At 33.2% G+C, this 16744-nt stretch carries 11 protein-coding genes; all 11 read right to left on the bottom strand.

Translation table 11 applies throughout. The annotated features are described in order from the left end of the window. Window positions 1-70: 70 nt before the first annotated feature. On the bottom strand, window positions 71-2083 hold the full coding sequence (locus AA089_RS18970) for a right-handed parallel beta-helix repeat-containing protein (protein WP_046758576.1): 2013 nt from the start codon (window positions 2081-2083) through the stop codon (window positions 71-73). Window positions 2084-2353: 270 nt separating this feature from the next. Further along, a complete protein-coding gene (locus AA089_RS18965) occupies window positions 2354-2866 on the bottom strand; it encodes a hypothetical protein (RefSeq protein WP_046758575.1) in 513 nt (170 codons plus the stop codon). After that, the gene (locus AA089_RS18960) at window positions 2859-4055 is read right to left on the bottom strand and encodes a hypothetical protein (RefSeq protein WP_046758574.1); all 1197 of its coding nucleotides are present in this window, start codon (window positions 4053-4055) and stop codon (window positions 2859-2861) included. The genes AA089_RS18965 and AA089_RS18960 overlap by 8 nt, the downstream gene beginning before the upstream one ends. Continuing rightward, complete coding sequence (locus AA089_RS18955) at window positions 4055-6268, bottom strand: type II secretion system protein GspD (protein ID WP_046758573.1); 2214 nt, start codon at window positions 6266-6268, stop codon at window positions 4055-4057. The genes AA089_RS18960 and AA089_RS18955 overlap by 1 nt, the downstream gene beginning before the upstream one ends. Window positions 6269-6272: 4 nt before the next feature. Beyond that, window positions 6273-7685 (bottom strand): GspE/PulE family protein, encoded by a 1413-nt coding sequence (locus AA089_RS18950; RefSeq protein ID WP_046758572.1) that lies wholly within the window; start codon window positions 7683-7685, stop codon window positions 6273-6275. Window positions 7686-7687: 2 nt separating this feature from the next. Continuing rightward, a complete protein-coding gene (locus AA089_RS18945; RefSeq protein ID WP_046758571.1) occupies window positions 7688-8167 on the bottom strand; it encodes a hypothetical protein in 480 nt (159 codons plus the stop codon). Then, the gene (locus AA089_RS18940; protein WP_046758570.1) at window positions 8167-8577 is read right to left on the bottom strand and encodes a prepilin-type N-terminal cleavage/methylation domain-containing protein; all 411 of its coding nucleotides are present in this window, start codon (window positions 8575-8577) and stop codon (window positions 8167-8169) included. The genes AA089_RS18945 and AA089_RS18940 overlap by 1 nt, the downstream gene beginning before the upstream one ends. A gap of 411 nt (window positions 8578-8988) precedes the next feature. Next, on the bottom strand, window positions 8989-9252 hold the full coding sequence (locus AA089_RS18935; protein ID WP_162200460.1) for a hypothetical protein: 264 nt from the start codon (window positions 9250-9252) through the stop codon (window positions 8989-8991). A 761-nt stretch (window positions 9253-10013) separates the two neighbouring features. Continuing rightward, a complete protein-coding gene (locus tag AA089_RS18930) occupies window positions 10014-10475 on the bottom strand; it encodes a hypothetical protein (protein ID WP_046758568.1) in 462 nt (153 codons plus the stop codon). Window positions 10476-11385: 910 nt separating this feature from the next. Further along, on the bottom strand, window positions 11386-11613 hold the full coding sequence (locus AA089_RS18925) for a hypothetical protein (RefSeq protein ID WP_046758567.1): 228 nt from the start codon (window positions 11611-11613) through the stop codon (window positions 11386-11388). 4 nt (window positions 11614-11617) lie between these two features. Further along, window positions 11618-16741 (bottom strand): DUF6443 domain-containing protein, encoded by a 5124-nt coding sequence (locus tag AA089_RS18920; protein ID WP_156169134.1) that lies wholly within the window; start codon window positions 16739-16741, stop codon window positions 11618-11620. Window positions 16742-16744: the final 3 nt, after the last annotated feature.

Raw genomic sequence — 16744 nt, 5'->3', positions numbered from 1 at the left:
CTTGTTTTTGTTTGTACTATGATTGCCGTATGAGTTAATAGCGCTTTGAAAGCAACTATTAATTATAGTATTATTTTGTAACTGTTAACCATCTTAGGATAATAACTCTTCCCATTCCCCAAGCAACTTTTGCTGAAGGATCAACTATGGCATCAGACACGTTTAGAGTTGGATTTGTATCTAAAGTAATTAAATAGTTATTACCTGATGTCGTAAGTACATCAATAGTAGACCAATGAATATTTCCATCATCTTGCATAATACCAATCACATCACCAACTTGAACAGTTCCTCCATCATTGTTTTCAATTAAAAATTGATTATCACCTACTGTCCAATCTGCAGCAATAGTTGTTTCTACTCTATTCACAACACTCCAACCTAATGCTGAATTATTCAAGTTAGAATTTCGAAACCAAGTTCCAACAGGGAAATCTTTATTTTTAGGAAAATCTGTAGCCGAAAAATTTTCAACTATTTGTGTGGAAATTGGGTGCTCTTGATAAATTGGTCCCCATCTATTTCCTGAATAATGGTTTACACCAATCTTATTTGAGCTAGGTTTTACTAAAACTGTTTCATCTCCATCACCTTCATCGCCGCTACCTGGATCTATATAGCTTTCTGTTCTTAAAATTATTCCATAGTATTGTGTTGGAGATTGTCTTTCGGTATACGCATCTTCAATAGCTAATGACACATCAGCACTTGAGTAGCTATAAAAATTATTTCCTTCAATAATGTTATTAAAACTATAACCAGATAACACTAATCCACCATATGGAGAACTATTGTAAATAAAATTTCTTCTTAAAGCATTATTGTCAAAAATGTTATTAGAAATTATTGAATTACGAGTTGTTGCTATTCCCATTCCAAAAGAATTATTTCTATCCGCAGTATTGTTAGAAATAATAGCATTTCTAGATCGTTCAATAGCAAAACCTAAATCTCCTGCATTTCTTGCCACATTATTTGTTAATTTAAGTCTAATAATATCTTTTAAGCTAAATAAATCAGCAGTACCACCATCAAAAAATCCATAATCAGGACCTATAGCTATATTTCCATCAATTACTATATTTTGATGATAATTTGCATACGCACTTAAATCATGATTTCCGGCTGTATTTCCAGAAGTTATATAAATAGCACTTGGAGCGATTCCTCCGCCCCAACGCCAAGCCCAATAGTCAGCGTTATAATTGTCTTCCTGCGGTAACGTAACACCATTAACGACTCTTTCAGGTTTTCCATTAACATCTCTTAATCCTGTAACGACACCGTCGACTCCTCTAACTAATTCACTTAATTCATCAATTATGGAGGTAGCACGACCAATTTTTATATCATTATCTAAAATCCATACATGATCACTAAAGTATTTGTCATTCGGGTCTGTATTCCCTTGAATTCTAATAGGATTTTTACCCAACGTATTTTCAAATGTATTTTTTTCTATACGTATTCTACTATTCCGCTTATGAATGTCTATCCCAAAATCACTTTCTCTAAATACGCAATTTTTAATAGTTACATCTCGAACATCTTGGAAATAAATTCCTGCGCCTGTACCATTTCCATTTATCATGTTTTTAAACACACAATTTAAAACATTAATATTGTTGTTCGATCCATACGTAACAATACCTCTAGTTTTTTTATTGGCATCAAATTCTATATCTTCAAAAGATACATTTTCCCTATTAGAAAGTATTATCATTTGGTTCCCAGTAAAACCGTCACTAGAACTTATTGTTGCCATTGAATGCGAAGCTCTAAATGTTATATTACTATACACCGTGATTCCTGAATTTATTTCTACTGTGGTGTTTCCTGGAAAAAGAATAATACCACCACCATTTAAATTTGCATCGCTTATGGCTTTATTTATAGCTGCTGTGTAATCGCTTCCTGTTACTAAATTTTGATAATCAGTACATTGTAGATTAAAAATATCATCAATAGGTTCACATACTATTTCCCGAACTTCATCTTTTTCGAGATTTGATAATTGCGCATACGCGTTATTTATAGCCATTAATAAGGCTACAAATAGAATTACTGTTTTTAATTTTTTCATAATTTAATAGATTTTAATGTTTCATAATTACAAACAAATTAGTCCTCTGTACAGAGCTTACAAAATTTTTTTCATAAGCGTCGTATTTTGCAAATAAGCGTTACATTTTCAGCTGAATACGATGAATTTTCTTTCCTAAATTTGTTTTTTTTTGATTATTCAAAAGTGCCAAAAATCCAAAAGTTATACGCTATAATTTTGCTTTTGGTTCTGTAGTTACAGTACTATTTTACACTTGTGAAAAGATGAAGATTTGTTGGTTTTTAAAAATTACCCAAAGCTTTGGAGTAGGATAGTAGCTTGCAAGTATGAAGTTCCTGTTCGGTAGTTCTTTTTCTTTTCATAGGAAACACTGATTACTTCGCCATATTTCGTTTTTTGCTCTAAAGTGTAGATCAGTTGCAATATGGAATTAAAGTGTCCTTGTACCGTAAAAGTATAGGTGTTTGTTCGGAGTGATTTTTCTAAAATTGTATGTGGTTCCGAAAAAGAAGTTATTTTTAAATTATGTTTGTTTGAAAAAGAAGTTACAGTGTTTAATATATTATTTTGAATTGACGTCCCACCAATTTTATAGGCTGTTAGTAAAGAATCGTAATATTGTTCTTTCTTTTTTAGAATGGCAATTTGTTTCGGAATATTATTGAATAATGCTTCTTGTGTTGAAAGTTTGTCATACTCTTGTTTCAACGCAATTGTATTGGCAACTGCGAATTTGTAACAGATGAACAAGAGTACTATAAATCCACCTACAAGAAGCCTATTTTTTAAGGTGCTATTCATTGTTTATTTGTATTTTTAAACTAAAATCAACTACATTTTTTGCTGTTGTACCATTTATAACGACGGTTACTTTTGAAATCCAATCCATATTTTCTAAGATTTGAATCCAATTTGAAAATATATCGCTATCTGTAGAAATTCCAGCAATCAGTAGAGTATTTTTTTGTAATTGTACAGGAACATTTTTTTTAATTCTTTTTGTTACTGGTTGATATGTTAGTTCCGCTAATTGAATCGTTCTCGGAAGCGCCGTTGAAATATGATCGATGTAATAAGAACTTCGAGAAGTTGCATTTTTCAAGATGTCATCAACCGTTTTCTGCTTTTCATCTGTACTTGCTTTGAGTTGTAGTAATTTATCTTTCTGCATCACATTTACTTGTGACGTTTCCTTCATAATTTCAACTTCTTGAAAATACGAGTTAAACACAAAAAAGTTAACCAGCAATAGTGTCAGTATACAACCAATTCCAAACATAAAAAACTGACTGAAGAAGCGTTTTTCCTTAAAGCCTTTTTGCAAACCAAACGTTGTTTCTTCAAAATTAGTCGTCGTTTGTTGCGATTTTAGAATGTATGCCAATGCACCTGCAACAGCTAAAAGTTGTGTGTTTTTGACTTCCAATCCATTGATGTCATAAGATTTTTCAGGTATATTTTCTTTAAAGTCAATATTCGTGATACAATCATTTTCCTTTGTCAGTAGTGCATTTGAAGTACTGTATGAAGTATCTTTGATGAAATTAGAAATCACAGCATTCATACTTTGACCAAGTGAAAAACCAATGCTATTGATGTTATTTTTTTGATAGGTTTCAATCAATTCATCTACATATGATTTTCTACAGATTGCAATGAGATGATGATTTCCTGTCGAGTGTATTTCATAGTAAAATTCATTTATTGAAACGCTAGGAAATGCATTGTATAATAGTTGCTTGCTATCTTGTGTTGTACTTTCTATATGTTTACTTAATACTTCATTGTTATTGATGACTAAAAAGGCATGTTGTTTTTTAGGAAGTGCATCGGCAATTGCCTCAATTGTATCAGCATGTAAAGATTCACTAAGTTCTAGTTTGTCTTTTTTCTTTTCTAATAGAATTGCTTCAATAGTGCTTTCACCGTGATGTTCTATTCCACAGTACGTATTCCCAAATAACAAATATGTTTTTAGTTTTTGAATCATTAGTAAATCACTGTAGGCTTGATAAGTACCGTTAGTTTAGATTTTGTGTCTTCACGACGACGTTTGCTAAATAACCATTTGATCACAGGAATTCTTGCTAAAAATGGCACGCCATCTCCTTCGTCTAGTTTTCGTTTTTCTTCAATTCCTCCTAAAACGGCAATATCTTGATCGCGCATTCTGATAATAGATCTAAATTCTCTTGAACTGATATCTGGCGGTGCGTTTTCGTCAATTCTTTTTCCAAAGGTCGATTGAATCACAAAAATGTCTAAAGTCACTTGTCCATCGCCTGAAACAACAGGTTTTATCGTGATTCCAAGTTCTGCATCTATAGGATAATAGTTTGTAATTTCAGAGGTTTGCGGATTGTCTGTTCCGTAAATGTTACGTTGTGTAACTGCATAATATGAAGTCGTTCCGTTTGACAGAGTTGCTCTGTGTCCGTTGAGTGTTGATATTTTTGGAGTTGAACGAATTTTGATATCTCCATCTTGTTCCATGGCTGAGATATTAGCAAAAAATTCGGGCACAACTTTTCCTAAGTTAAACGAACCAAAACCGTCAAATCCACCAATGACACGATTTACCGTATTTGCACCAAGCGTTAGATTTGTTGTTGGAAAAATGCCTCCACTTGTTTGTGTTGGTTCGTTGCCAATTCCCCAACTTATTCCTGTTTCCACGATTGATAATTTGCTTACATCAATCAACATGACTTCTATTAAAACAACTGGTACAGGTTTGTCTATTTTTTCAATAAAATTACGAAAACGCACTACACTTGAACTTGGTCCACTTACATAGAAACTATTGAGTTCATAATCGGCTTCTATTTGTAAATCTGCAATTAAATCGGCAGGTAAAATATTGATAAGCGCTTCTGCTTTTGTGCTGTTAGCATTTCCTAAACCATTGCCTTGTGTTCCTTGTCCTGTAGCACTTAATGTTCTTCGATTGTTATTACCGCCTCCACCAGAAAATGTATCAAACTGATTGCCACTGCCAAAACCTGAATCTTGACCAACGGTACTTCTTCGCGTTCTGGTATTTCCTGTAGCTCCACCGTCTGTTAGTAATTCTATAGAACGATGCATTAATGGAATGATAGAAATTTCACGTAAACTCAATTGGTTTGACGTTCCAAAGATGTATACATTTCTATTTTTTTTGAAGGTAAAAAAGCTATCATTTGGCATAGAATTTTGAGCCGTATTGGATCTTCCGTTTCCACTTCCATTTGTAGCACGATTGTTAGTGTTCGTTGTAGGCATCATTTGTGTTTGACTACTTTCAAACATTGTGGTTAGTAAATCGTCAAAAGCAATGCGTTTTGATTTTACACTTGCAATTCCCGCGTTGGTTAGTGGAGTTGCCGTAAAGATGTCAATATCGAGTGCGTTGGCAATATCATGTACAACCGCATCAATAGGAGTATTGACAAAATCAACTTCAATAATTTTACGTTTTGTATCTAAAACTTTGAAATTAAAGTTTGCTTTTCTACGTCGTGGAGCGCGCTGATTTGCAGAAGTTGTTTGACCATTTGCGTCTGTTGTTGCAGGTTGCGAATCATCTTCAAACATATAAAAACCATTGCTTGTTTTTTCCATGTAGAGTGTATTCGCGAAAGCAAGTTTTTCCATCGCATCATCAAAAGAAGCATCTTTTATGTAGAACGTTAGTAATCTATTTTCTAATCCTGGAGAAAACACTAAGTTTTTCCCTGTTTTGTTCATGATTTTCTTGAACGTAGTGTACAACGTATCATTTTTAATGTCTAAACTGATGCGTTCTGTTTTGATACTGAATTCTATAGGAATTTCTCTAGTTTGCGGTTTGTCTATTGGTTTGATATATTTTTTAAAGGATAGAATATTTCCTGTAAATTCAATCGTAAGCTCGTGTTCTTTACATAGAAATACTAATAAATCTGCGACCGTGACATTTGGAAAGTTCGTTGCGATTGAAATTTTACTTAATTCCGACGATACGTTAAAGTTTAACTTATGAATGTCTGCCACTGCTAATAGAAATGTGCTTAACGAAACACTACTGACATTGATATCTGTTTTGACATTTTCTGTAAGTCCAACATTGTCTGTTGCCAGTGTGGTAAGTTGATTTTTTATGGTTTCAATGCGTGGTTTTTCCTGTGCGAGCAGTGAAAACTGAATGAAACAACATAGTATGATAAGGATGCATCTTTTCATGAGATTATGAGTTTGAAAGTAATGCATACACTTCATCAATTGATGTGGTTCCATCTTTAATCAGCGTGATTGCATTGTCTTTTAGAGTATGTATATTTTTTTCTTTCAGATATGCTGAAATTTCGGTTTCGTTTTGTTTGATTTGATTGATTAGTTCTGTGCCAATTGGAATGATTTCATAGATGGCTTTTCGACCTAGATACCCTGTTTGATAACACACATTACAACCGACAGCTTCATGATGTGTTTGCACATCTTTTGGCATGCTAAAGTCTTTCGGTAAGATTGCATTGTCAATTGAAACTTCTTTTTTACAAGCATCACAGAGTTTTCGAACCAAACGTTGTGCCACACTCATATTTAGTGTACTTGCTATGAGAAATGGTGGAATGTCCATATCTATCAATCGTGAAATGGTTGCCCAAGCAGAATTGGTATGAATTGTAGATAATACCAAATGTCCTGTTAATGCAGCTCTAATTGCCATATTGGCTGTTTTGGCATCTCTAATTTCTCCAACCATGATTACATCAGGATCTTGACGTAAGAATGTACGAAGCGTACTTGAAAAATCGAGTCCAATATTTTCTTTCAATTGTACTTGATTGATTCCTTCAAGCGTATATTCAATAGGATCTTCGATAGTTAGAATGTTCGTTTGTGCATCATTGAGCAATTTTAATGTGGCGTACAACGTCGTGGTTTTTCCTGAACCTGTTGGGCCAGAAATCAAGATGATTCCATTCGGTTTTTTAATGATTTCTTTATAGGTGTATATTTCACTTTTTGAGAATCCTAATTCTTCTAAGTTTATGTGATTAGCGTCTTTGCTTAGGATTCGTAATACTATTTTTTCTCCATGTAACGTTGGCAACGTAGATACACGAATGTCAAATTCTCCTTGTGTATTATTGATTGTAATACGTCCGTCTTGTGGCAATCGTTTTTCTGAAATATCGAGTCCTGCTTTTATTTTTACTTTGTTGATAATTACAGGATATTCAGTACTTGGAATGACGTATTGTTCTTTGAGTTTTCCATCTAATCGAAATCGAATTCTACATGAATGCTCATACGGTTCGAAGTGAATATCACTACTTCCAATGTCTTTTGCGGCAATGATTACTTTTTCTAGAAAATCTTCTGTGTAATGTAATGATTCTGCTTTTTGGTTTGCTGTTTTTCGAAAGTTAGTGGCTAAATATTTATTGATATTTTCTGCTGTTTCAGCTACCAAATTGACTTTTGTATTCAGTACAATAGTCAATTCTCGTTGTAAGCTTTCACTTGTAGATTCTCCTTTAAATGTAATTGAATCTTCATCATACGAAACAGGAACAATGCGATAGTTGTATGCTTGCGAAGCACTAATGAGTTGTTGTAAATCAACTGCTATGTTATAGTCTTGTACTTCCATGGTTAGATTGTGTATAAGTTTGGAATGTATCCTATCCAATGAAGTCCGTATGTAGCGACAAGAAATATACTCATATACCCAGCGAGTGGCACTGTTTGCACTTTTGTTTTTTGTTTTAAAACCATGTGTAACAACAGTGAAAATAGTAATGCAAATACAAAAAATACTATAAAACTAGCTACAGGAAAAGCAACACAAAATCCTATGAATAGTAACGCGTCTCCTAAACCGAATACTTCGTTTAGCTCTGTTTTTAGTTTGAATTTTGCATATAGTTGAAGAACTAAAAAGATACTACCTATAATACTTAGATTGATGAGTGATGTTCTCCAATATACTTCAAATTGTGTCGTAGATAGACACAAATATGCGGTACAACATGCTACTACAGGAAATAGAAACCAATATACTTTTCGTTCTTTTACATCCTGAAAAAATATAGCTGTTAAGCTTATGATTAATATGATTTTTATGAGCATCATTAATCTTTTATAACTTGTTTAGGATTTCCTTTTTCGTCAATTTCCCACACATTGAAAATTCCGTCGCCATCAAAGTCTTCGATAGCTTGCGCTCGTGCTTTGAATGAGTTTCCATCGGCTGCAATGATTTCGTAGGTGTAGCGAGCATTTCCACCTTTATCACTTGTGATTGGCGCTTCAAAATCTATCTCGTTAAAATCAGTACCATAGCGTGCATATAAGTAGCGATATTGTGTTTGCGCTGTGTACAAACTTTTAAGTTGAATTTGTGCTTCAATAGCTTTTGTTTTGGAAATGTATGGAAGTAAATTTGGCAATGCTAGCAGTAGTAAGATTCCTATAATTGCGAGTACAATTAGGATTTCTTGCAAGTTGAATGCTTTTATTTTTAAGGATGTTTTTAGTTTCATTACTGTGTGTTTACCAATTCTTTGATGAATAGATTTTGTGAACCTTACTTTGGGGAAATGTTCATATGCTAATATATGGTTCTCCTATTCTAAATTCGTAACGCTTATACATTTTTCTAGATATTTTGGAGATGGTTTTTGGAGGGAATTTTGAGATGTGAGTTTGGTAGTATTAAAAAGGAAAAGGATGAACGTGATGTTCATCCTTTTATACTGCCTACATCGTAAATATAATGAATGTAAACGTCACTTTCTAAAGTTTTTGGAAGTTCATTTTATAAAAAAGCAACCATAGTTTGAAAACTATGATTGCTTTTTACTTCAATTTTTTCTTATTCTTAATGCCACTAGTTACAAATTAGCGGTAGCCATAATTAGGGAACAGCGGGGCACCCCATTTTAACCCATTACCTAATTACCAAATTTCCATTTTGGTTTTAAAATAGTTTTCTTCTCTCCAACTATTTGCTGAATAATAGGATTATTCTCTTCTTGAGGCATAGTAGTAGTTACAGATAATAAGCCAGTTACTGTTACTAATTTTCCGCGTTCGTTTTCTTGCCAACTTTTAAGTCCATCTAAGTAATATATTTCATTGTTTTCTTTAGAAATTACAACTGCACCTATTTTAGTATTTTCTGAGGTTCCAATTATTTCTATTTCTTGTTTTTTCATTACATTACAACTTAAAATATTAAAAAAAAGGATCAATAAATATAATGTTTTCATTTTCATATTATTTTATTGGAATAGTTGTTATTGCCACACTAAAAATTTGTATATTAAAATCTAATCAAGGACGAGAATAGTAACTCAAAGTGCTTTCATAAACTTCCATTCTAGGTTCAGAGTGATTTGCATGCCACCACAAGTTAGATTTATTGTCATAAAGACCATAATCAAAATTAACATATTCAGGTCTTGCAGAGTAATCATAATTAATCATGTTAATTTCTCCCTTATTATTTGGTGAAAAATCCCTAAGCTAGCGCGAGTTTGTAACTCGTGCCAATACATAATCTAAATATTCTGTATCATTATTGATAAAAGCATAGTATCTCTTTCTTAAATGGTATGATCATTTTTATGATTTCTATTCATATTCCAAGAATCCCAAAAACTACACGATTGTTGTTTAGCGTAGCAAAATAGTTTTAGTAGTAAATTAAGTTCCTAATGCTTTGAATTATTTTCATGTTTTGCTCTGGTTGCATCGTAAATGTAATGAATGTAAACGTCACTTTCTAAAGTTTTTGGAAGTTCATTTTATAGAAAAAGCAACCACAGTTCGAAAACTATGATTGCTTTTTACTTCAAATTTTCTTACTCGTAACGCCACTAGTTACAAATTAGCGGTAGCCATAATAGGGAACAGCAGGGATTCCCTTATATGGGACAGTTTATTGTAAAACTATCTCGGAGATAGCACTGTACCATTACCCACCATTACCAGATTCCATACCCGTCTGTAACATTACTTTTTCTAACAATAAAATTGTATTCCACAAAGAATTCATTGTAGCTTTATTATAAAGCCAAATTTTTTTTTGATCATCTAGTTTTAGATATTTATAACTCGCGAATAATTTCCCTTTTTTCATAGCATTATTTTGCAAAATATTAGAAAAATCTTTAAGTTCTATTTGATCCTTATCTCCAGACAGAGTAGAAAAGTAGACAAATTTTTTGCCTAAAATAGTGTATATACCATCTTCTCTGTAAATACCCAGCAAAGCTTCTTTATTTTCTTTTTTCAAAAGCTTAACAATTTCTGAGTTTTCATCAACGAAGAATTTACCTGCGTTTTTTTCTAAATTATTACGTTTTATTCTAGCTTTTAGGATATTTGTTTTTACCATAATTCTTTTATTAACATAAAAGGGTAAAAAGGATTCCATCTTTTTGATACATTATATCCTTTATATTTACCTCCCTTATTTATTAAATAATTAAATATTTTTGTAATTCTAGGTTTTGGAACATTTGTTATTACTTCTATTCTTTTAGCTCCATTTGCTTTAAGAGTTTGTTCTACTAACTCTAAAGCTTCATCACTTATTTTTTTAGTAAAATTAATATCAATCTTTGCAACTCCATTTTTTATATGAACAAAAAATCATATGTCCCTAACTCTTTTACAGCAGCAGCAGCAGCGTTTGAGTCCAAAAGGATAATAATGATTTTCTTCTTTGATTTCTTCTTGATTAACGAGTCCGTCGTTATTCATATCTTGATATGAAAGTCGAATGTTTCCTAAATGATCTTTGTATTGATAGATGTAATCAAAGTCACTAATGCTAGTATTTCCACTTTCATTATCAACTACAGGTTCAATGTAGCCTTCTTCTTGATTAAAAAATGTAAGAACGTAATTATCAATATTCCCCGCAAGACTCGTGTTACTTTTATACTGAAAGTTTCCAGCATAGATAGTCTTAGCAGTAAATTCTGTTCCTGATTCTTGAACTTGTTTTTCAAGTTTTATTCCAGTTGCATCGTAAATTTAACGAATGTAAACGTCACTTTCTAATTAAACACTACACAAGCTTATTTTGTATCTATTTCATTCAGTAAATCATATTTTCCTATCAACTAATTTGAACCACTAAGATCAAAAAAACATATTTTAAAGCCTTTAAACACGCTAAAAAAGAAAAGGATGAACATTATGTCCATCCTTTTGCAATATAGATTTGTTTTTAATTTACTGTTTTACAAATATTTATGATTCAAAATTAGTTCATCAACTATTCTGTACCATTACCCATTTTACTATACTACCTTTTTTCTATTCATGAGATGGAGAGATTATCTATATAATTTATCAATTAACGATTGCAAGATATTGCCTTCATTATTTAAATCGTAATTTTCATCAAAGCCATGTGTTTCTAATTTATTCAAAGCTAAATCTCGAATATTTTCAATTGATTCTTCATCTAAAACTATTTCAATTGATTTCTTCTTAATAGGCTTTAAAAAATTAGTTAAAATATATTCTAATTCTTTTAAGTTAACTTTTATATTATTTTTCATTTGTTTATTGACTTAATTTTCTTAATAATCTAGCAGCCTTTTTTGTGGACGTTGGGTTTACAGATAAAACTTTTCCTGTTTTTGGATTAATTACTAATTCTGCATATCTTCCAATTACTCTAAAACTTTGCCTACCATATTGATCTATTTTAATAGCTGTAATTTTTAAGGGATTTTTAATAGCGTTAAGTATGCTTGATGGTTTTACCCCCCTACTTATAGCTCGATTTAATCCATGTTTTGTAAATCCAGTTATAGTTACTTTAGTAGCCTGAGAAGTTCCTCCTCCAGAGGTTGCCTCTACAACTCCAACAACAACAAGAAATGTTCCCATAGCATAGTTGCCTTTTTCCATTTCTGTAGCACTTTCTGCCAAAGTATATCCAGGAAGATAAGATAAAACTTCTTGCATTTTTAATAACTGTTCATGGATATACTTTTTCCTTTCATCATTCTTTTCTTTTAGCTGCTGTGCCTCTTGAGTATACCCCATTTCTGTAAGTTCTTCTTCTTCTGAACCATCAGACATACCTAAGAAACCTTTTACTATTCCGATTATCCAAGCAGCTTTCTTTTTGATTTCATCTCCTGGGCCAGAGCCTTCTCCAGAATTATCACTTGACGAGTAATTATAATCTTTCTCTCCTCTATCTCCAGATCTTACGTATAAACCATTACTATCAAAACGACTTCTTCCAAAAATATCTAAATCTCCTGATTGAGAATCCGCTCCACTAGGATCAGCCCAAAATATAGGGTTATTATCAAATGCTTGATACGGAGAATACTCATGATGTGTTACAGGGTCAATCACTACCCATCTTGCAATAGCTGGGTCATACTGACGCATATCCATTTCTAATACATCTAATCCTAGTCCATCATTTGATTCCTCAATTCCATTGTACCCATAGTTATGATCTCTTCCTGTAATCTGAGAATTATACCCTTTATGTTTGAGCCCAAAAGGATAATAATGATTTTCTTCTTTGATTTCTTCTTGATTAACGAGTCCGTCGTTATTCATATCTTGATATGAAAGTCGAATGTTTCCTAAATGATCTTTGTATTGATAGGTGTAATCAAAGTCGACTATTCTACCAGTATCCATTACAGGTTCAATGTAGCCTTCTTCACTGTTAAAGAACGTAAGTGTAACTGGAGATTGTGCTGAACCTTTTTTGTAAATGTAGTTTCCTGCATAGAAAGTAGATTGACTACTTGAGAGACTACTATCAAATACTATTTTCTCTTGCTTTATTCCAGTTGCGTCGTAAATGTAAGAAATACTACTTCCATTACCAAAACTTACTTGTGTAGGAAGGTTTAAATAATTGTAACTAATACTTGTAATGTCTTTGTTTTTATCTGATGTCATGTTTCCATTGGCATCGTAATCATAATCAACAGTAGTCGTATTTTCATCTTTAAATCCGTAATCTACATTTGAGGCATCATTTACACTCATCAGTTGATTTCCAACATAGGAATAGTTTAAATCATCCATCGTTCCAAATGCAGTAGCATCGGCATTGGTATGTCCTGTTCGGATGAGTTTTTCAATATTTCCATTTAAATCATAATCTACCAAATTTAGATTGTAGTTTCCTGTATTGTCTATAGCTTCTTTGATTCTATTTAGTGGATCGTAATCATAGACATAATTTTTTAATGAACTATCCGCTCCTTTGGTTTTCCAAAGTGTACTGCTGATGTTTCCATTGAATAATTGTTTAGCTGGATCCGCAATATCATTGTATTTCAGTGCAAAACTAAACAGATCGTTTTCTTGGTTATTGATATCATTGATACCTTTGAGCCATCCTCTGATGTTGTAGGTATAATCTACTTCTTGAAGTTCTTTTTCTAAATCAACGAGTACAAGATCCTGAACTTCCCCTTCAAAACTATACATCGATAGATCGCCCACAAGCGGGTTTTCAATATTAGTTGCTTCTGAGATGTAGAATACTTCATTGTTTTTAAGATAGTAAATCTTATGGTCTCTACGTTCAACCTTTAAGATATCGCCTTCAACAAAATTACTTTTCTGTCCTTTATCAATTCCAGATTCAAATACATGAAGTTTTCCCCAATAGGCATAAATGGCATAATCAATACTTGCATATGCGTCAGTTCCACTCATGTCATCAGACAAACCTGCCATAAAATAATCAGATAGTTTTACAGGACTAAAACTCACATATCCGTCGCCACTAATGGCTGTATTGGTAATAAGTCCCGCATCCCATCCATCAGCTGATGTTTTTTCAATGACATTTCCACTAAGCGTTAAGCTAGAACTCATATTATTAAATATACTGCTATTTGGAATTGATCCTCCAACTTGTTTTTGGATAAGTTGTCCGAGTTCATCATAGTTGTTTTTAGCAATTAGCTCCTTATTTCCACCATTGATTTGCTTGGTTTGGTATAACAATCGATTGCTTTTATCATAGCTAAACTCATCTATGGTTACAATCGGATTATTTTTTCCCTTGACATGGGTTGCTTTTTGACGAAGTACTTTTCCTGAGAAATCCACTAAACTACTCGATACATCTTCTGTTTCTAGGTAGTCATTATTTGAGACTCCATAGATCGCTCTTCCTTTTTCATCATAGTACGACGCTGATGTAATCCATTTGTTTGTTCCCAATACTCGCACTTTACTTCCCGTAGGTAATCCTTTTACATTTGCTGAGAATGCTTGTCCGTAACTTGAGTATCCAATATGCAAATCTTCAATAGTTGCTTCAGGATCTAAAAAGGAAGCATCGCCAATGAGAGTTCCTGTATAATTCGTAGCGACCGCATGAAATACTTCATCATTTTTTTTGAAAAGTATTTGATTTCCTGCACGCTCTACTTTGAATACGTCACCTACTTGATAGTTGATTATCAGTGTGCTATCAAAAATTCCTTCCATGAATACATAAGCACGTTGCTGAGTGCCATAGCCAGTATAAATTGCATAATCAATAGTGTCAAAATGATGATTTTCGGCAGAATTAATTGCAGAAAGTCCCACCATGAGTTTTTTATCCGTAGCTGTTACGGTATATTGTACGTAACCGTCATTGTAAATACGTCTTCTTGTTGTAAGCCCTGCATCCCAAGCTGTCGTTCCCGTTGCTGGTTTTGAAATGCTATTTCCTGTGATTTCCAAACCATTTTGAGTATCTACATTATAATCTGCTTCTAAGGCACTACCCGCACTCCAGTTATAATCATCATAGTAGTTTACCGAAAGTAATTCTACTGTTGTGTCATTCGGATAATTATTATTTGAATAGTATACATTTGTATTATCAATCTGTATTGGATTTGCCGTTCTAGATTCATGTAAAGCGGTTCCATCAATAGTTGTTTGTATTGAAACTCTGGAAGTATTGTCAACTACCTTTCCTGTATAGATTACTCTTCCAAAGACATCATATTTTGTAAAAAGCCATGTGTTTGTAGTGCGTAAATTTACATCTTGTGTAAGTACAGGACGATCTAACTTGTCATAGACAATATATTCCCATCCTTTGGCAGGAATTTTCTTTTCCACCAATCTGTTTCTATGATCGTATTTGTATTGGTAACATAACTGTGTCAATACTGTAGCATCAATGTTTGTTTTGGCAGCTGCTTCTGGAGGCAACACGTAGGTTAAATTTCCAACGTCATCATAGACATAATACGTATCTAATACTTCAATACCATTATAGGTGCGTTTTAAGAGTATTTGTCCTGATTTGTTTTTAAACTCTTCCGTTGTATGATCCGTGGCATAGGTTTGATTTGGTTGCCAATTTTCATCTTTCGTAATGGTTTTGATAAGTTCTCCTGTAGCGTAACTATTTGGGTTTGGAACCAATTCAATATCTTGTGGAGCGCCAAAAGGGTGTGTTACATCATATCGTTTTACTGCATCTGTAATCGAATCATTAAAGTCATATTCCATTTTAATGGTATGATTAAATTCTAACGACCAATCTTTTCCGGGTGCTGCTGCCTGTGTCACGCGACCAACATTATCATAGGTATTAGTGCTGTATGATGGATAAATAAGTCCAGTTTCAGGTGTATTGTTAATGATATCATCTAATAATTCATCAGGAATATTGCCTAGTGCATTCAGCATGGTAAGTCCACCATTGGTGGTCGTAAAACTAGGCACATCTTCTCTGTATTTATTATGATAGAACTGTTGCTGTTCTTTAATTTCCTCATTGATATCAGGATCGATATTAGGAGAACCGACAACTTTATTGGTAAAGCCACCACCTTTTTGTGTTCCTACATAGGGTAAAAACTGCGTATTGGCTCTTCCAAATTCATCATACGAAATAATGGTTTTGATATCACGTCCATCTTTAGGCGATTGTCCAATAGCTACTTGCATTTGTCCACGTCCCATTCCATCAAAATAGGTAACTTGTTCTATTTTATCTTTCTCATCAACCGTTGGAAGTTCCACTAAATGAAACGGTTGTTGGTAGGCAATGGTATGTACATAGTTTTTTCTGTCATTGATCCCTTCTACAGTCGTCACATCTGGACAACCATTGTAATCTCCTCCAACATCAGGGCAGTTATCTCCTGCATTATCCACATAGCCAGCTGGTGCACTTCCAGAACACGAAAGTATGATTTCTTCAATGTTTCCAAAACCATCTCCATCAATATCTGAATAGTATAAGGTAGATTGATTTAAATTTCCATTGGTATCATCACAATCAAATTGTAAGTATGAGAAGTTTTGAAGAATAGCGTTTTCTCCAATCAGTACTGCATCGTGATTGTTAGGGTCACATCCTGTAATAATAGCGTCAATTATATAATGATCATCATCATCGCCGTCTATTAAAATCGCCCAATTACTGTTAGGATTGATGTCTGGATTTGAATCATCACAATCACTATTGTTACAAACCAGTTTATTGAGTTCTCTGTATTCAGGAGTCACTTCAATTGTGCCTGTATAGGGCGTATTTCCTCCAAAGCCGTCATTGTCCATATCATAATAATACGTTGTACAATTGGTAGGTCCAAATGGCGGTGGCGGTGTTGTTTCTTGTGCTTGTATTGTGGTAACAAAACCACATAATAATACAAAGGTATATATGTATTTTTTCATCTG

This window comes from Kordia jejudonensis (assembly GCF_001005315.1).
Lineage (GTDB): Bacteria > Bacteroidota > Bacteroidia > Flavobacteriales > Flavobacteriaceae > Kordia > Kordia jejudonensis.
Note: the sequence above shows the minus strand (reverse complement) of the source record. Positions and strands in the feature narration are given on the sequence as shown.